Origin of the sequence: Microbispora sp. CA-135349 (genome assembly GCF_050947365.1) — a bacterium.
Taxonomy (GTDB): Bacteria; Actinomycetota; Actinomycetes; order Streptosporangiales; family Streptosporangiaceae; genus Microbispora.
Genome location: NZ_CP192001.1, coordinates 717,617 through 734,134, shown reverse-complemented (window position 1 = coordinate 734,134; position 16,518 = coordinate 717,617). Strand labels below are relative to the sequence as shown.

The following is a 16,518-nucleotide window of genomic DNA, read 5'->3' as shown; positions in this document are numbered from 1 at the left end:
TCCGATCGCTCCGCCGGAGTGCTGGATGATCTCAGCGGGTTCCACGGCCACCTCTTAGTACTTCAGCAGGCTGGCGTCGTCCACCGACGCGCTCCTGCGGGTTCGGAAGATCGTCACGATGATGGCCAGGCCGATGACCACCTCGGCGGCGGCCACGATCATCACGAAGAACGCGATGAGCTGGCCGTCGAGGTTGCCGTTCTGCCGGGCGAAGGTGACGAACGCCAGGTTGCAGGCGTTGAGCATGAGCTCGACGCACATGAACACCACGATGGCGTTGCGCCGTACGAGCACGCCGACGCCGCCGATGGCGAACAGCAGCGCGGAGAGCACCAGGTAGTGCGTGGTCACTTGCCGTCCTCCTCGCTCCGGGACTCCCTCACGGACTCACCGCGGGAGCTGACGACCCGGCCGGCGACGACGCCCTCCTCGGGCATCGGCTCGGTGTCGGGGCCGCCGTCCCTGGCCTCCTCGGCCACGGTGGGCGTGCTGTGCCCGCTCGGGTGCCCGTTCGAGCGCTGGGCGGCCTCCTCCTGCTCCAGCACGCGGGCGACCTCCGGGGGCAGAGTCCCCTGGGCCTCCTCGTACCGGGCGATGTACCGGTTGACCGACAGCGGCGAGACGGACCCGTCGGGCAGCAGCGCCGGCATGTCGATGGCGTTGTGCCGGGCGTAGGTGCCGGGGCCGGGCAGCGGCGCCGGGTTCTTGCCCGTCTTGCCGAAGGCGACGAAGCGCTGCCGGGACAGGTCCTTCTGGGTCGGCTTCGCCTCGGTGCGCTCCCGGTGAGCGAGCACCATCGCGCCGAGCGCGGCGGTGATCAGCAGCGCCGAGGTCACCTCGAAGGCGAACACGTGGCGCGTGAAGATCAGCTCGGCCAGGGAGGGCACGTTGCCCGCCTGAGTGGCGGCCGCCAGGCCCTTCGGCGAGCCGACGACGGCGTTGCCGATGCCGAGGGCGAGCAGGGCGGCGAAGCCGAGCCCGCCCACGATGGCCCAGAACCGCTGGCCCCTGATCGTCTCCACGAGGGAGTCGGACGAGTCCACGCCCACGAGCATGAGCACGAACAGGAACAGCATCATGACCGCGCCGGTGTAGACGATGATCTGCACCGCCGCCAGGAACGGAGCGTCCTGAACCGCGTACAGCACCGCCAGCGAGAGCATGACGACGCCGAGCATGAGGGCCGAGTAGACGGCCCTGCGGCTGAAGACGAGTCCGAGCGCGGCGATCACCGAGATGACCGCGAGCACCCAGAACGTGATGGACTCACCCATTGCTTCGACCCAACCGGTAGTAGTCCTCTTCGGTCTCGCCGAGGCGCATCGGGTGGGGCGGCTGCTCCATGCCCGGTCCGAGCGGCGCGAGGAGCATCTCCTTGGTGTAGATCAGCGACTCGCGGCTGGAGTCGGCGAGCTCGTACTCGTTGGTCATCGTGAGCGCCCGGGTGGGGCACGCCTCGATGCACAGCCCGCAGAGGATGCAGCGCAGGTAGTTGATCTGGTAGACGCGGCCGTACCGCTCACCCGGCGAGAAACGCTCTTCGTCGGTGTTGTCGCCGCCTTCGACGTAGATGGCGTCCGCCGGGCAGGCCCAGGCGCACAGCTCGCAGCCGACGCACTTCTCCAGCCCGTCGGGCCACCGGTTCAGCTGGTGCCGCCCGTGGAAGCGCGGCGCGGTGGGCCGCTTCTCCTCGGGATAGTTGACGGTCACCGGCTTCTTGAACATGTGGTGGAAGGTGACGCCGAATCCCTTGATCGGGTTCAGCCAATCAGTTGCTCCCACTGGTCACCTCCTTGGCGGCGTCGGGGTTGAGACGCGCGGCGGGCACGACTCCGTGGTAGTGCGGCGCGTCGAGCGGCGGCACGGGGAACCCGCCCGCGACCGGCTCCTCGCGCAGTTGCTCGAACTCCTCCTCGATCGCGGCCGCCTTGGCCTCCTTGCGGCGCTGGTTGACCGTGTCGAAGCGCAACCAGATCGCGAGGGCGCCGATGATGACGACAGCACCGATGGTCATGATGATCGCCCGGTTGCTGTCCGGCATCCGCAGCGCCTTGAACGTGGCGGCGATCAGGATCCAGGCCAGGTTGACCGGGATCAGTACCTTCCATCCGAAGGCCATGAGCTGGTCGTACCGGACACGTGGCAGTGAGGCGCGGACCCAGACGAAGAACCCGAACGCGATGACCAGCTTGGTGAAGAACCACAGCAACGGCCACCAGCCGGAGTTCGCGCCGTCCCACAGGGAGATCGGCCACGGGGCCCGCCAGCCGCCGAAGAACAGCGTGATCGCCATCGCCGAGACCGTGAAGACGTTCACGTACTCGGCGAGCATGAACATCGCGAACTTCAGCGAGGAGGAGTACTCGGTGTGGAAGCCGCCGACCAGCTCGCCCTCGCCCTCGGGGAGGTCGAAGGGCACGCGGTTCGTCTCGCCCAGCATCGTGATCGCGTAGATCAGGAAGGACGGGATCAGCGAGATCACGTACCAGGACGGCATCGGGATGGACAGTCCGCCGATGTCCCAGGTGCCGCCGCCCGCCTGCTTCGCCACGATCTCGTGGGTGGACAGCGTGCCCGCCTGGAGGAACACCGCGACGAAGGACAGGCCCATCGCGATCTCGTACGACACGACCTGGGCTGCCGAGCGCAGGCCGCCCAGCACGGCGTACGGCGAGCGGGAGCCCCACCCGGCGAGCACGATGCCGTAGACGCCGATCGAGGCGGTGGCCAGGACCAGCAGGACCGCGACCGGAAGGTCGGTGAGCTGCAGCGGCGTCCGGTGGCCGAACATCGAGACCACCGGCCCGAACGGCACGACGGAGAAGGCCAGGAAGGCCGGGACGGCGATGATGACCGGGGCCAGGAAGTAGATCACCTTGTCCACGGTGCGTGGCATGATGTCTTCCTTCAGGCCCATCTTCAGGCCGTCGGCCACCGTCTGCAGCAGGCCGAACTTACCTGCGCGGTTGGGGCCGTAGCGGTGCTGCATGCGCGAGATGAGCTTGCGCTCGGTCCACACGCCCATCAGCACGCCCAGCATCAGGAACACGAAGATCGCGACGGCCTTGATGATGATGATCCACAGGGGATCGTGGCCGAAGTCGTTCCAGGTGGGTCCGGGGTTGTTCACGAGACGCTCCCGATCTTTACGACGTCTCCGGCGACCGCGCGCAGGTCGCGCGTGACCGACAGGCCGGCGGAGTTGGACGGCACCCACACGACACGGTCGGGCAGGTCCGCGACGCGCACCGGAACGACCACGTCGTCACCGATGGTGATCTTTCCGCCGTCGACCGCGCCGATCTCGGCGGCCGTCGCCTCCGACAGCAGCGCCGCGGCCGCGCGGGCGGTCCCCGCCAGGTACGGCTCGCCGTCCTGCAACCGGCCGTCGTCGAGCAGCAGGTGCCAGGTGGCCAGCACGGCCTCGCCCGCCTGCGGCTCCGCGATCACGAGGCCGCCGACCGCGGGCGCGGCCGGACGCGGGCCCTTCCAGGACCCGAGCGCGGCCATCTCGCGCCGGGCCGCCGCGGGGTCGGGCAGGCCGAGGTGGACGTCCATCTGGTCGGCGATCGCGGCGATGGCGCGCAGGTCGCTCATCAGGCCGGGGACGGCCGTGGCCACGCCGAACGAGCGGCCCCTGCCCTCCCAGTCGACGAACGTGCCGGACTTCTCGGCCACGGCGGCGACCGGCAGGACCACGTCGGCCCGGTCGGTGACCGCGCTGGCGCGGATCTCCAGGCTGACGATGAACGGTGTGTTCTCCAGCGCCGCCAGGGCCCGGGCCGGATCGGGCAGGTCGTAGGGGTCGACGCCCGCCACGACCAGCGCGTCGACCTCGTCGTTCAGCGCGGCCTCGATGATGCCCGCCGTGTCGCGGCCGGGCGCCTCGGGCAGCGAGGCGACGCCCCACACCCTGGCGACCTCCGCGCGGGCGGCCTCGTCGGCGGCGGGGCGGCCGATCGGCAGCAGGCCCGGCAGGGCACCCGCCTCCAGCGCGCCGCGCTCACCGGCGCGGCGTGGCACCCAGGCGAGCCGGGCGCCGGTCGCCTGCGTGAGCCGTACGAGCGCCGACAGGGCGCCGGGGGCGGCGGCGAGCCGCTCACCGGCGAGGACGATCGCGCCCTCGGGCAGGACCTCGCCGGTGACGAGGTCGCCGAGCGCCTCGGCCTCGGCGCCGGGCAGGGTGCGGATGAGCGTGCCGTTCATCTTGGCCAGGCCCGGCGTGGCGAACGGCGCGAGCGCGTAGACCTTCAGGCCCCGCTTGCGCGCCGCCTTACGCAGGCGCAGGAAGACGATCGGCGACTCCTCCTCGGGCTCGAACCCGGCCAGGAGCACGGCCGGGGCCGTCTCCAGGTCGGCGTAGGAGACCTCGATGCCCTTGCCCGCCACGGCGTGGGCGAGGAAGCGCGCCTCCTCCTCCGAGTGCGGGCGGGACCGGAAGTCGATGTCGTTGGTGCCGAGGGCGATCCGGGCGAACTTGCTGTAGGCGTAGGCGTCCTCGACCGTGAGCCGCCCGCCGACCAGCACACCGGCCTTGCCGCGGGCCCGCAGCAGGCCCTCGGCCGCGACGGCCAGCGCGTCCGGCCAGGAGGTGGGGACGAGCTTGCCGCTCTCGTCGCGCACCAGCGGCGACCGCAGCCGGTCGGGCGCGGTGGCGTAGGTGAAGGCCCAGCGGCCCTTGTCGCAGTTCCACTCCTCGTTGACCTGCGGGTCGTCCCCGGCCAGGCGGCGGGTGACCTTGCCCCGCCGGTGGTCGGTGCGCAGCGAGCAGCCCGACGCGCAGTGCTCGCACGCGCTCGGCGTGGAGACCAGGTCGAACGGGCGGGAGCGGAACCGGTAGGCCGCGCCGGTCAGCGCGCCCACCGGGCAGATCTGGATGGTGTTGCCCGAGAAGTAGGACTGGAACGGCTCGCCGCCGGCGACGCCCACCTGCTCCTTGGCCCCGCGCTCGAAGAAGTCGATGAGCGGGTCACCGGCGATCTGGTCGGAGAACCGGATGCAGCGCGCGCACTGGACGCAGCGCTCGCGGTCGAGCAGCACCTCGGTCGACAGCGGGACGGGCTTGTCGAACGTCCGCTTCTGCTCGACGAACCGGCTCTCGCCCTGGCCGTTCGACATGGCCTGGTTCTGCAGGGGGCACTCGCCGCCCTTGTCGCAGACCGGGCAGTCGAGCGGGTGGTTCAGCAGCAGCATCTCCATCACGCCGCGCTGGGCCTTGTCGGCCACCGGCGAGGTGAGCTGCGTCTTGACCACCATGCCCTCGGCGACCTCGATCGCGCACGACGGCTGCGGCTTGGGGAAGCCGCGGCCGTTGCCCGCGTCGGTGATCTCGACCAGGCACTGGCGGCAGTTGGCCGCCGGCGAGAGCAGCGGGTGGTCGCAGAACCGGGGGATCTGGATCCCCAGCAGTTCCGCGGCCCGGATGATCAGCGTGCCCTTGGGAACGCTGACCTGGAAGCCGTCGATGGTCAGGGTGACCATGTCCACGACCGGCTGCTCCGGCTGCGTCGTCTGAACTGTCACTTGGACCCCCACACCGTGGAAGCGGCGGGATCGAACGGGCAGCCGCCGATCTCGAAGTGCTTGAGGTATTCGTCGCGGAAGTACTTCACCGACGAGTGGATCGGGCTCGTCGCGCCGTCACCGAGGGCGCAGAACGAGCGCCCCAGGATGTTGTCGGCGATGTCGGTGATGGTGGCCAGGTCCTCCTCGGAGCCCTGACCCTTCTCCAGCCGCTTGAGCACCTGCTTCAGCCAGTAGGTGCCCTCACGGCAGGGCGTGCACTTGCCGCAGGACTCGTGCGCGTAGAACTCGGTCCAGCGCATGACGGCCCGGACCACGCAGGTCGTCTCGTCGAAGATCTGCAGGGCGCGGGTGCCCAGCATCGAGCCCTTGGCCCCGACCGACTCGAAGTCGAGCGGCACGTCCAGGTGCTCGGCCGTGAAGATCGGCGTCGAGGAGCCCCCCGGCGTCCAGAACTTCAGCTCGTGGCCCTCGCGGATGCCGCCCGCCATGTCGAGCAGCTCGCGCAGCGTGATGCCCAGCGGGGCCTCGTACTGACCCGGCCGCGTCACGTGGCCGGACAGCGAGAAGATGCCGAAGCCCTTGGACTTCTCGGTGCCCATCCCGGCGAACCAGTCGGCGCCGTTGGCGATGATGCTCGGCACGCTCGCGATCGACTCGACGTTGTTGACCACTGTCGGGGAGGCGTACAGGCCCGCGACCGCCGGGAACGGCGGCTTGAGCCGGGGCTGGCCGCGGTGGCCCTCCAGCGAGTCGAGCAGCGCGGTCTCCTCGCCGCAGATGTACGCCCCGGCGCCGCTGTGCACGACGAGTTCGAGGTCGTACCCCGAGCCGAAGATGTCGGCGCCGAGGTAACCCTTCTCGTACGCCTCCCGGACCGCGGCCTGCACCCGGCGGATGACGTGGAGCACCTCGCCGCGGATGTAGATGAACGCGTGGCTGGCCCGGATGGCGTAGGACGCGATGATCACACCCTCGACCAGCGCGTGCGGGTTGGCCATCATGAGCGGGATGTCCTTGCAGGTCCCCGGCTCGGACTCGTCGGCGTTGACCACGAGGTAGTGGGCCTTGCCGTCACCCTGCGGGATGAAGCCCCACTTCATGCCGGTGGGGAAGCCCGCGCCGCCGCGGCCGCGCAGACCGGAGTCCTTCACCGTCTGGATGACGGCGTCGGGGTCCATGCCCAGGGCCTTCTTGGCGGCCGCGTACTCGCCGTACCCGTCGAGGGTGAACGAGTTGTCCTGGTCCCAGTTCCTCGTCAGAATCGGCGTCAGGGTGGTTGTCATTCCGCGCTCCCCTCGGCCTTGGGGGCCTCCCAGCCGTTGGCCTTGGCGACCTTCAGGCCCTCGAGCGACGGGCCGGCGGCCGACGGGCCGTCACCGGCCTGGCCGTCGGGGAACCCTGCGAGGACCCGGGACGCCTCCTTGAACGTGCACAGCCGGCCCGGGCCGCGCGTGGGCGCGACCTCCTTGCCGGCGCGCAGGTCGTCGACGAGCTGCCTGGCCGACTCCGGCGTCTGGTTGTCGAAGAACTCCCAGTTGACCATCATGACCGGCGCGAAGTCGCAGGCGGCGTTGCACTCCAGCCGCTCCAGCGTGATCTTGCCGTCCGCGGTGGTCTCGTCGTGGCCGACGCCCACGTGCTCGCTGAGCTCTTCCCAGATCTGGTCGCCGCCCATGACCGCGCACAGCGTGTTGATGCAGACGCCGACGTTGTACTCGCCGGCCGGCTTGCGCTTGTACATGGTGTAGAAGGTCGCGACGCCGACGACCTCGGCCTTGGACAGGCCCAGCATCTCGGCGCAGAACTCCTGGCCGGCGTCGGAGATGTAGCCGTCCTCCGACTGCACCAGGTGCAGCAGCGGCAGCAGCGCCGAACGCGGCCGGGGGTAGCGGCCGATGATCTCCTTGGCGTCCGTCTCCAGACGCTCGCGGACCTCGGGCGCGTAACCCGTGCTCATGGTCGCGCTCCCCTCCTCATTCGCTACGCGGGCGGTTTGAACCGTCGGCTCGCCGCTCATCGGTCCACACCTCCCATGACCGGGTCGATCGAGGCGACCGCGGAGATGACGTCGGCGACCATGCCGCCCTCGCACGTCGCGGGCACCGCCTGCAGGTTCGTGAACGACGGGTCGCGGAAGTGGACCCGGTAGGGCCGGGTGCCGCCGTCGCTGACCACGTGCGCGCCGAGCTCGCCGCGCGGCGACTCGACCGAGGCGTACGCCTGTCCGGCCGGCACCCGGAAGCCCTCGGTCACCAGCTTGAAGTGGTGGATCAGGGCCTCCATGGAGCTGCCCATGATGTGCGCGATGTGGTCGGGCGAGTTGCCGAGGCCGTCGGGGCCGAGCGCGAGCTGCGACGGCCAGCCGATCTTCTTGTCCTCGATCATCACCGGACCGCCCTTGAGCGGGCCGGACAGGCGGTCGAGCGCCTGCTCAATGATCTTGAGGGACTCCTCCATCTCGTCCATGCGGACGAGGTAGCGGCCGTACACGTCGCAGGTGTTCTGCGTCGCGACCTCGAACTCGTACGTCTCGTAGCCGCAGTAGGGCTGCGACTTGCGCAGGTCCCACGGCAGGCCGGCGGCGCGCAGCATGGGCCCGGTGATCCCGAGGGCCATGCAGCCGGTCAGGTCGAGGTAGGCCACGTCCTTGGTGCGCCGGGTGTAGACGGGGTTCGCGTCGAGGAGCTTGCGCATCTCCTTGATCCGCCCCGGCATGATCTTGAGGAACTCGCCGATCTTGTCGACCGCGCCGGCCGGCAGGTCGACGCTGACGCCGCCCGGCCGGACGTACGCCATGTTCATCCGCAGACCGGTGATGTACTCCATCAGGTCGAGCACCATCTCGCGCTCGCGGAAGCCGAACAGCATCGGCGTGGTCGCGCCCAGCTCCATGCCGAACGTCGCGATCGCGACGAGGTGCGAGGAGATCCGGGTGAGCTCCATTGTCAGGACCCGGATGGCCTGCGCCCGATCCGGGATCCTGTCGGTGATCCCGAGGAGCTTCTCGACGCCCATGCAGTAGGCGGTCTCGTTGAAGATCGGCGCGAGGTAGTCCATGCGGGTGACGAACGTGACCCCCTGGGTCCACGTCCGGAACTCCATGTTCTTCTCGATGCCGGTGTGCAGATAGCCGATCACCGTGCGGGCCTCGGTCACGGTCTCGCCGTCGAGGGTCAGCACGAGCCGCAGCACGCCGTGCGTCGACGGGTGCTGCGGGCCCATGTTGACGACCAGGCGCTCGTCGGCCGACTCGCTGACGGTCTTGACCAGCTCGTCCCAGTCCTGACCGGCGACGTCGTAGATCCGGCCCTGGGTTTCGGTGGTCTCGGTGGTGCTCACGACGCTCTCCTCGCTGCCCTCGTCCACTCGTGCAGGTCGCCGCGGATGCTCACGAGTACGACCTCCTCCGGTCCGGCGCGGGGACCTCGGCGCCGCGGTATTCCACCGGAATGCCGCCGAGCGGGTAGTCCTTGCGCTGCGGGTGCCCCTCCCAGTCGTCCGGCATCTCGATCCGGGTCAGCGCCGGGTGGCCGTCGAAGACGATTCCGAAGAAGTCGTACGTCTCGCGCTCATGCCAGTCGTGCGTGGGGTAGACCTGAACCGTGGAGGGGATGTGCGGGTCGGCGTCGGGGCAGGAGACCTCCACCCGGACGCGCCGGTTGTGCGTGATGGAGCACAGGTGGTAGACGGCGTGCAGCTCCGCGCCGGTCTCCTCGGGGTAGTGGACGCCCGAGACGCCGAGCGACAGCTCGAACCGCAGCGCGGCGTCGTCGCGCAGGTGCTTCATCACCTCGGGCAGCCGCTCGCGCCGCACATGGAAGGTGATCTCGCCGCGGTCGACGACCACGCGCTCGATGGCGTCGGCGAAGGCCGGCTCCAGCGCGTCGGCCACCTCGTCGAAGTACGACCCGTACGGCCGGCTGCTGGACAGCTTGGGCGGGCGGCGGACGACCAGGCGGTTGTAGCCGGAGGTGTCGCCGCTGTCCTTGACGCCGAACATGCCCTTGCGGGCGACGGGCTCCTCGGGCAGCCCGGGCAGGTTCTCGGTGGTCACTTCCCGGCTCCCTGGTCGATCAGCGGCAACGTGCGCAGTGCCTGGAGCTCCAGCTCCTCGATCTGCCTCTCGCGGTGCGCGCCGAACTTCATGTTCTGGATCTTGTCGTGCAGCTTCACGATGGCGTCGATCAGCATCTCCGGGCGCGGCGGGCAGCCGGGCAGGTAGATGTCGACCGGCACCACGTGGTCCACGCCCTGAACGATGGCGTAGTTGTTGAACATGCCGCCACTGGACGCGCAGACGCCCATCGCGATGACCCACTTGGGCTCGGCCATCTGGTCGTAGATCTGGCGGAGGACGGGCGCCATCTTCTGCGACAGCCGGCCGGCCACGATCATCAGGTCGGCCTGGCGCGGGGACGCGGAGGCGCGCTCCATGCCGAACCGGGCCAGGTCGTGGTTCGGGCCGCCGGTGGCCATCAGCTCGATGGCGCAGCACGCGAGACCGAAGGTCGCGGGCCAGACGGAGTTCTTCCGGGCCCAGCCGGCCACCTGCTCGACGGTGGTGAGGACGAACCCGCTCGGGAGTTTCTCTTCAAGACCCATGGCTAATCCCAATCGAGGCCGCGGCGACGCCACACGTAGGCGTACGCCACGAGAACGGTGACGATGAACAGCACCATCTCGACGAGCCCGAACACGCCGAGTCTGTCGAAGGCCACCGCCCACGGATAGAGGAAGATGATCTCGATGTCGAACACGATGAACAGCATCGCGGTGATCATGTACTTCAGCGGGAAGCGGCCGCCGCCGACCGGCTGCGGAGTCGGCTCGATGCCGCACTCGTAGGCGTCCAGCTTCGCGCGGTTCCAGCGCTTCGGCCCGGTGAAGGGCGCGATGCTCACGGAGAACACGGCGAATCCCGCCGCGAGGACCGCGAGCACCACGATCGGCACATACAGCTCCATGGCTACATGTCCTCGCTTACTCGGTGAATTTGGGCGATCACGAGAATGCCGGAGAACGCGGCCGGCCGGGCGGCCACCTGCGGGGCCGGCGGCGACACGCGCGTCGTCTCGGTCATGCGGGCTTCGGTCATGCGGGTTTCGATCATGATGGCGGAGCCACCTTGGACAAGGCGTTGATTATGCGGTCGGAGACGTCGCCCCGCCGGTCTGTGAGATTAGCGAGCAGCTTGAAGGCGAATCTCATCAGGGTGGGATGGGGCATCCCGTGCCGGGTGGCGAAGCTCATCACTCCCGGTCTTCCGATCGCCTCCACGAACAGGCGACCGAGGGTGAAGTATCCGCCATGGGCGTCTTTGAGCATACGAGGATACGCGAGTAATACACGCTCACGCTGGGCGGGCGTCGGCCGGGCCAGCGCCTGCGCGATCACCTCGGCCGCGACCCGGCCGGTTTCCATGGCGTACGCGATGCCCTCGCCGTTGAACGGATTGATCGAGCCGCCGGCGTCGCCCACGAGAACCAGCCCGCGGGTGTAGTGCGGCTGCCTGTTGAAGCCCATCGGCAGCGCGGCTCCCCGGATCGGGCCCGTCATGTTCTCTTCGGTGAAGCCCCACTCCTGCGGCGTGTTCTTCATCCAGCGCCGCAGCAGGTCCCGGTAGTCGATGTTCTTGAAGGCCTCGCTGGTGTTCAGCAGGCCGAGGCCGACGTTCGCGGTGCCGTCGCCCATGGGGAAGATCCAGCCGTAGCCGGGCAGCAGCCGGTCGCCGTCCCAGAGTTCGAGCCACGTCTCCAGGTAGTCGTCGTCGTGGCGGGGGCTCGTGTAGTAGGTGCGCACCGCCACGCCCATCGGGCGGTCCTCGCGCTTGTGCAGGCCCAGCGCCAGCGACAGCCGGGTCGAGTTGCCGTCGGCCGCCACCACGAGCCGCGAGCGGTAGGACACCTCCTCGCCGTCCGCCTTGGCGGTCACGCCCACGACGTGGCCGCTGCGCTCGTCGAGCACCGGGCCTGTAACGTTCACGCCCTCGCGCAGCCGGACGCCCGCGCCCTCGGCGTGCCTGGCGAGGATCTGGTCGAAGTCGGCGCGGGTGCGCACCAGCCCGAAGCTCGGGTAGCTCGTCAGCTCCGGCCAGTCGAGCTCCAGGCTCATGCCGCCCCCGTAGGCGCGCAAGCCCTTGTTCCTGACCCAGCCGGGGGCGTCGATGTCGACGCCCATCGCGACGAGTTCCTTGACGGCGCGCGGGGTCAGCCCGTCACCGCAGACCTTCTCCCGCGGGAAGCGCGCCTTCTCCAGCAGCAGCACGTCGAGACCGGAACGGGCGAGATGGAATGCGGCCGTCGAACCCGCGGGACCCGCACCGACGACGATGACGTCGGCGTCGACATCTCTCCGCGTCACGCGGGCTTGCTCGCTCACGGGGGACCTGTCCGTTCCAGGGAAGGAAGGCCTCGAATTGGTTTAGACCTTCGTGCCTTTGTGAACAACTTCACAAACTGTCGCGCCGCAGTCTAACCCCTATCCGCCGCACAGTGTCAGAGGGGTATGGCCAAGCACGTCTCATCACGCTTTGACCCCACGATGCAGGGCCACGATGCCGAGCGTGAGGTTGCGCCAGGCCACCTTCCGCCAGCCGGCCTCCTGGATGATCCTCGCCAGCGCCTCCTGGTCGGGCCACGCCCGGATCGACTCGGCGAGGTACTCGTAGGAGTCGGGGTTCGAGCTGACCATCCGGGCCACCGGCGGCAGCAGCTTCATGAGGTACTGCGTGTAGACGAGGTCGAACGACTTGGGCGTCGGCCGGGAGAACTCGCAGATCACCAGCCGCCCGCCCGGGCGGGTCACCCGCAGCATCTCGCGCAGCGCCTCCCCGGTGTCGGCCACGTTGCGCAGGCCGAAGGAGATCGTCACCGCGTCGAACGTCTCGTCGCGGAACGGCAGCCGCAGCGCGTCGCCCGCGACGAACGTGACCCCGCGCACGCCCCCGCCGTACAGGCCGGAGCCGCCGCGCCGCTCGACTCCGGTGCGGAGCATGCCGAGCGAGAAGTCACACGCGATCGCCCGCGCCCCGAGCGCGGTGAACGCGTCGGTCGAGGTGCCGGTGCCCGCGGCGAGGTCGAGGACCAGCTCGCCGGGCCCGGCGTCGATCGCCTCCGCGGTGGCCTTCCGCCACAGGCGGTCCTGGCCGAGCGAGAGGACGTCGTTGACCAGGTCGTAGCGCCGGGCCGTGCGATCGAACATCGCGGCGACCTCGTGCGGCTGCTTGTCCAGCGATGCGCGCGTCATGCAGGCAAGCCTAGGCCGCGGCGGGCGCGCCTCCTCATCACCGTCGCCGGATGAGCGGAACGTAGTTCGCCGATTACGTTGCGTCTGCTAGAAATTGGGGAATGCGCGTCACCACCGCCCTGCTCCCGGTCGCATCGCTCGTCACATGCGCCGCAGTCATCCCCGCCGCACCGGCGTCCGCCGGCCTCGGCCAGCCCCGCGTGGTGTCGGAGAATCCGGTGAACACCACACCGCATGTGCTGGACGGCATCGTCACCGCGTTCGCGCTGGTCGGCCGCACCGTCGTCGTGGGCGGCGACTTCAGCGCGGTGCGCGAGGCCCGGGGCGGGGAGGACCTGCCGCGGGCGAACGTCTTCGCCTTCGACCTCTACACCGGGCGCGTCCTGCGCGACTTCGCGCCGGACCTCGACGGGCCGGTGGCCGCGCTCGCGGCCGGCTCCGGCGGCACGGTCTACGTGGGCGGGGCGTTCGCCGCCCCCTCCCGGGGCCTGGTCCGGCTGCGCGTGTCCGACGGCGCTCCCGTCGACGGTTTCTCCGCCCCCGTCTACGGCGGGGAGGTCACCAGCCTGGTGCGGCTGGGCGGCGCGCTCTACGTCGGCGGCGACTTCAGCAGGATCGGGCGCAGCCCGCGGACCGCGCTGGCCCGGGTGGACGCCGAGACCGGCGCGGTGGACCCCGGGTTCACCGTCACGCCGGGCGACGGTCGCCACGGCGATCCCCGGATCTACGCGATGGCCGCCGTCCGCGACCGCTTAGTCGTGGACGGCTCGTTCACCACGCTCGACGGCCTGCGCCGCCCGCAGCTCGGGGTGATCGACCTGACGACCGGAAGGGTGGCCGACTGGGGCACCGAGGCGTACGCCCCGGCGTGCAAGCCGAACTTCCCGTCGTACGTGCGGGGGCTCGACCTGTCTCCGGACGGGCGCTACTTCGTGGTCGTCACGACGGGCGGGCCGGCGCGCGGCACCTCGAAGCTGTGCGACTCCGCCGCCAGGTTCGAGACGTACGCGAAGGGCGAGGCGGTCCGTCCGACCTGGGTGAACCTGACCGGAGGGGACTCCCTGTACGCGGTCGCGGTCACGGGATCCGCCGTCTACGTGGGCGGACACCAGCGCTGGCTCGACAACCCGGGCGGCGCCGACACGGCCGGCCCGGGAGCGGTCCATCGGCCCGGCATCGGGGCGATCGACCCGGTCACGGGCAGGGCGCTGCGCTGGAACCCGACGCGGGAAAGGGGAATCGGGGTAAAGGCCTTCCTGACCGTAAAGGCAGGTCTTTTGGTGGGAAGCGACACGACGGAGCTCGGGCATGAGTACCATGCCCGCGTCGGCATGTTCCCGGCGACCTAGTTCTTCCCTGTCTCCCGCCGTTTCCCGGCGACCCGCTCGCTCACCGCGTCGCGCTGTTTGGACAGCAGCACGTAGCTGGCCAGACCGCTGACCAGGACCGCGAGCAGGAGCAGTGGGAACGACCTCAGGCCGACGAGATACAGGACGCCGAGGGCGACGGCGAACAGGCCGAGGCGCGAAAGGGTGTAAACGACAACCGGATGCACAGCGTCGAGGTTACGTCACCCTCCCGGCGCGCCGGTCTCTCTTCGCATCTGCTGCGGGCACTGCTAGTGTTCACAACAAGGCGCTTTTGTAAAGAAACACCCATGAGCGCCCCAAAGAGGCTCTATCATATAACAATCGGGCACTGAGCCGGTAACAACCCGTGATCTTCTCCGAAAACCACGGATAAATCAGGCTTCGCTCGGCACACTGGTTACCTGTCCGCCCGCTGCAGGACGCGGGACGCGAGGGGGAGAGATTGTGGAGAGTAGCAGCGAGCGACTGCTGACTCCTGGAGAGGTTGCCGCTCTCTTCAGGGTCGACCCGAAGACCGTGACCCGTTGGGCCGCGGCCGGGCGTATCAGCAGCATCCGTACCCCCGGGGGGCACCGGCGCTTCCGTGAATCGGAAGTCCACGCCCTCCTTCGCGGTGAGGACGTCCTCACGGCCGAACGGCCGAACGGCGACTCCCCGCGAGTCTGACGCAGTACCAGCACCGGGTGATCCTGCGCGCTACCCGGACGCCGCAGGGTCACCGGAGTCAGCCCCACGTCATGTCTGCGTCCCGGCCTGTCCTGCTCCCTTGCCGGGGTCGTCAGTCTTGCTCCGCCTTGAAGGCCAGGAACGCCTGTTCCAGCGCGTCGTCGCCCTCACGCCAGCGGCGCCGTCGTTCGGCGTCCTCCTCCTCGGTGATCGACTCGGCCAGCCACTGTTCGTAGCCGGGCTCGCCCGGAGCGACCTCCACGTACGCGTTGCCGATGAGGCGCCCGTCATCCGTGGTGAGTGACCGAGGCACGCGCAGCGTCCCGTCGCCGAGCCGGATCACGTACATCGAATCACCTAGATTCCGTAACGCCGGTTGAAGAAGAGCATGACGTTGAGGGCCGCCCGCGTGTCGCCGCCAAGCATGTCGACCAGGGCGGGACGCTGCCGGGACGCGATCGCCGCGAACGCGTCGGCGAAGAACTCCTTGCGCCCCAGGCCGCCGGTCTGCCGGTGGAACGACGACGCGAACAGCGGCAGGCACTCCTCGTAGAGCGCCGCGAACTCGGGAGAGTCCGACACCCACTCTCCCGGACTCGCGTCCACGTCGTCCAGCGCATGGCCGACTTCGTGCATCATCACGTCGGGCGTGGGCGACGGCCGGTCCCCCACCACGATCTTGCGGTCGCCGTACGCGCCGGCGCAGATGTCCCAGGTGGCCCGTCCCGACGGCAGCGGCGCGCCACGCAGGTAACCCATGTCGTCGAGGTCGGGCACGCCGCCGCGTCCGACGTAGATGCCTTCGAGCCCGATGGCGAGCTTGGTCTTGAGCTGCTCGGGCAGCCTCGCCAGGCTGTCCACGGCCCGTACGGCGTCGGCGGAGGGCGGCCCCTCCGCGGCGTCCCACTCGCGGTGCAGGACGCGCTCCAGCGGCCCGCAATGCCGTCTGCCGTCCCGCAGATCGGGCGCGTCGGGCGAGTGCGGCGAGGCCCGCGTCGGAAGGTCGTCGAGCTCGAAGTCGTGCCAGGTGTACTGCGGCCGGTCGTCCACCACGGGTGCGGTGACCGCGTGGGCCCGGTCCACGGGCCGCTCCGGCGGCCATCCGGCCCAGTCGCCGCCCCACTGCCCGTCCCAGGGGGAATTCCTCGCGGGACGGGCGATGGACTCCCACCGCGAGGGGCGCCCCTGCGGCCGTTCGGGAGGCCGGTCCCGGTCCTGGTCCCGCTCCCCCGTCCGGTCGGGGGCCCGGTCGGGGGCCCAGTCGGGGGCCCGGTCGGGGGCCCGGTCGGGGGCCCGGTCGACAGGTCGTTCGGGACCATCCGTACGGCGGTGGGAGGACAGATAGGGTCCTCGCTGCCACCACCGTGACCCCCGCCGGTGGCGGCCCCTGTCGCCCGGCTCCGCCATCGCCCCCCCAGTCCGTCGCACCCCTCTGTCAGGCTCCGCGTTCCGGCGCCCTTCCCGTGGGTCTTCGCCCCGTCGCGTCGCCCGGAGCGGCACTCGCCGGTCGCCCCGCCGGGGAGGTTCCTCGCACACTCGGAATCTCCGGGGGGCCGGAGTCGTCGCCGACGCTGTCGCCGGTCACTTCTCCGCCTCGCGATGCGCCACTTCGGGCACCGCTCCGTCCGGGCGGACCCCGGCGGTCGCGGCACTCGGCATGCCGTGTACCGGTCCACCGTACGATGCCGCGCTGTCCGCGTCACCCCGAAGC

At 70.0% G+C, this 16,518-nt stretch carries 19 protein-coding genes; 2 read left to right on the top strand and 17 right to left on the bottom strand.

Annotated elements, in window-relative coordinates:
- Positions 1 to 54: 54 nt before the first annotated feature.
- From nuoK to ACQPZZ_RS03505, 14 genes are all read right to left on the bottom strand, one after another.
- Complete coding sequence (gene nuoK / locus ACQPZZ_RS03570; RefSeq protein ID WP_139574092.1) at positions 55 to 351, bottom strand: NADH-quinone oxidoreductase subunit NuoK; 297 nt, start codon at positions 349 to 351, stop codon at positions 55 to 57.
- Positions 348 to 1,274: an NADH-quinone oxidoreductase subunit J gene (locus tag ACQPZZ_RS03565; protein WP_432928881.1), complete on the bottom strand. Its 927-nt coding sequence runs from the start codon at positions 1,272 to 1,274 to the stop codon at positions 348 to 350. The genes nuoK and ACQPZZ_RS03565 overlap by 4 nt, the downstream gene beginning before the upstream one ends.
- On the bottom strand, positions 1,267 to 1,782 hold the full coding sequence (gene nuoI, locus ACQPZZ_RS03560) for an NADH-quinone oxidoreductase subunit NuoI (protein ID WP_139574090.1): 516 nt from the start codon (positions 1,780 to 1,782) through the stop codon (positions 1,267 to 1,269). The genes ACQPZZ_RS03565 and nuoI overlap by 8 nt, the downstream gene beginning before the upstream one ends.
- Complete coding sequence (gene nuoH, locus ACQPZZ_RS03555) at positions 1,769 to 3,130, bottom strand: NADH-quinone oxidoreductase subunit NuoH (RefSeq protein ID WP_432928878.1); 1,362 nt, start codon at positions 3,128 to 3,130, stop codon at positions 1,769 to 1,771. The genes nuoI and nuoH overlap by 14 nt, the downstream gene beginning before the upstream one ends.
- Positions 3,127 to 5,523 carry an NADH-quinone oxidoreductase subunit G gene (locus ACQPZZ_RS03550; RefSeq protein ID WP_432928876.1) on the bottom strand — a complete coding sequence of 799 codons (2,397 nt, stop codon included), beginning with the start codon at positions 5,521 to 5,523 and terminating at the stop codon, positions 3,127 to 3,129. Before ACQPZZ_RS03550 ends, nuoH begins: the two co-directional genes overlap by 4 nt.
- Entirely contained in the window at positions 5,520 to 6,809 is a 1,290-nt protein-coding gene (gene nuoF / locus ACQPZZ_RS03545) for an NADH-quinone oxidoreductase subunit NuoF (protein WP_432928874.1), read from the bottom strand. The genes ACQPZZ_RS03550 and nuoF overlap by 4 nt, the downstream gene beginning before the upstream one ends.
- On the bottom strand, positions 6,806 to 7,543 hold the full coding sequence (nuoE, locus tag ACQPZZ_RS03540; RefSeq protein ID WP_432928872.1) for an NADH-quinone oxidoreductase subunit NuoE: 738 nt from the start codon (positions 7,541 to 7,543) through the stop codon (positions 6,806 to 6,808). The genes nuoF and nuoE overlap by 4 nt, the downstream gene beginning before the upstream one ends.
- Positions 7,540 to 8,829 carry an NADH-quinone oxidoreductase subunit D gene (locus tag ACQPZZ_RS03535; RefSeq protein WP_432934270.1) on the bottom strand — a complete coding sequence of 430 codons (1,290 nt, stop codon included), beginning with the start codon at positions 8,827 to 8,829 and terminating at the stop codon, positions 7,540 to 7,542. The genes nuoE and ACQPZZ_RS03535 overlap by 4 nt, the downstream gene beginning before the upstream one ends.
- 85 nt (positions 8,830 to 8,914) lie before the next feature.
- Positions 8,915 to 9,580 carry an NADH-quinone oxidoreductase subunit C gene (locus ACQPZZ_RS03530; RefSeq protein ID WP_432928870.1) on the bottom strand — a complete coding sequence of 222 codons (666 nt, stop codon included), beginning with the start codon at positions 9,578 to 9,580 and terminating at the stop codon, positions 8,915 to 8,917.
- Entirely contained in the window at positions 9,577 to 10,128 is a 552-nt protein-coding gene (locus tag ACQPZZ_RS03525) for a NuoB/complex I 20 kDa subunit family protein (RefSeq protein WP_363634703.1), read from the bottom strand. Before ACQPZZ_RS03525 ends, ACQPZZ_RS03530 begins: the two co-directional genes overlap by 4 nt.
- Before the next feature lie 2 nt (positions 10,129 to 10,130).
- Positions 10,131 to 10,490: an NADH-quinone oxidoreductase subunit A gene (locus ACQPZZ_RS03520; protein WP_142567576.1), complete on the bottom strand. Its 360-nt coding sequence runs from the start codon at positions 10,488 to 10,490 to the stop codon at positions 10,131 to 10,133.
- Between the two features lie 2 nt (positions 10,491 to 10,492).
- Positions 10,493 to 10,636, bottom strand: coding sequence for a hypothetical protein (locus ACQPZZ_RS03515; protein WP_363634704.1), 144 nt, complete (start codon positions 10,634 to 10,636; stop codon positions 10,493 to 10,495).
- Positions 10,633 to 11,886 carry a geranylgeranyl reductase family protein gene (locus tag ACQPZZ_RS03510; protein ID WP_432928867.1) on the bottom strand — a complete coding sequence of 418 codons (1,254 nt, stop codon included), beginning with the start codon at positions 11,884 to 11,886 and terminating at the stop codon, positions 10,633 to 10,635. The genes ACQPZZ_RS03515 and ACQPZZ_RS03510 overlap by 4 nt, the downstream gene beginning before the upstream one ends.
- A gap of 162 nt (positions 11,887 to 12,048) precedes the next feature.
- On the bottom strand, positions 12,049 to 12,771 hold the full coding sequence (locus ACQPZZ_RS03505) for a demethylmenaquinone methyltransferase (protein WP_363634707.1): 723 nt from the start codon (positions 12,769 to 12,771) through the stop codon (positions 12,049 to 12,051).
- Positions 12,772 to 12,872: 101 nt separating this feature from the next.
- Here ACQPZZ_RS03505 and ACQPZZ_RS03500 point away from each other — a divergent pair, with 101 nt between their 5' ends.
- Positions 12,873 to 14,120: a hypothetical protein gene (locus ACQPZZ_RS03500; protein WP_432928864.1), complete on the top strand. Its 1,248-nt coding sequence runs from the start codon at positions 12,873 to 12,875 to the stop codon at positions 14,118 to 14,120.
- Here ACQPZZ_RS03500 and ACQPZZ_RS03495 read toward each other — a convergent pair.
- On the bottom strand, positions 14,117 to 14,326 hold the full coding sequence (locus ACQPZZ_RS03495) for a DUF4229 domain-containing protein (protein WP_363634711.1): 210 nt from the start codon (positions 14,324 to 14,326) through the stop codon (positions 14,117 to 14,119). The two genes, ACQPZZ_RS03500 and ACQPZZ_RS03495, sit on opposite strands and share 4 nt — an antisense overlap.
- Positions 14,327 to 14,585: 259 nt before the next feature.
- Here ACQPZZ_RS03495 and ACQPZZ_RS03490 point away from each other — a divergent pair, with 259 nt between their 5' ends.
- A complete protein-coding gene (locus tag ACQPZZ_RS03490) occupies positions 14,586 to 14,807 on the top strand; it encodes a BldC family transcriptional regulator (protein ID WP_079315524.1) in 222 nt (73 codons plus the stop codon).
- A 112-nt stretch (positions 14,808 to 14,919) separates the two neighbouring features.
- On the opposite strand, the gene ACQPZZ_RS03485 is transcribed toward ACQPZZ_RS03490, so the two are convergent.
- On the bottom strand, positions 14,920 to 15,156 hold the full coding sequence (locus ACQPZZ_RS03485; protein WP_363634713.1) for a hypothetical protein: 237 nt from the start codon (positions 15,154 to 15,156) through the stop codon (positions 14,920 to 14,922).
- Between the two features lie 8 nt (positions 15,157 to 15,164).
- Positions 15,165 to 16,214, bottom strand: coding sequence for a hypothetical protein (locus ACQPZZ_RS03480; RefSeq protein ID WP_432928861.1), 1,050 nt, complete (start codon positions 16,212 to 16,214; stop codon positions 15,165 to 15,167).
- Positions 16,215 to 16,518 lie beyond the last annotated feature (304 nt).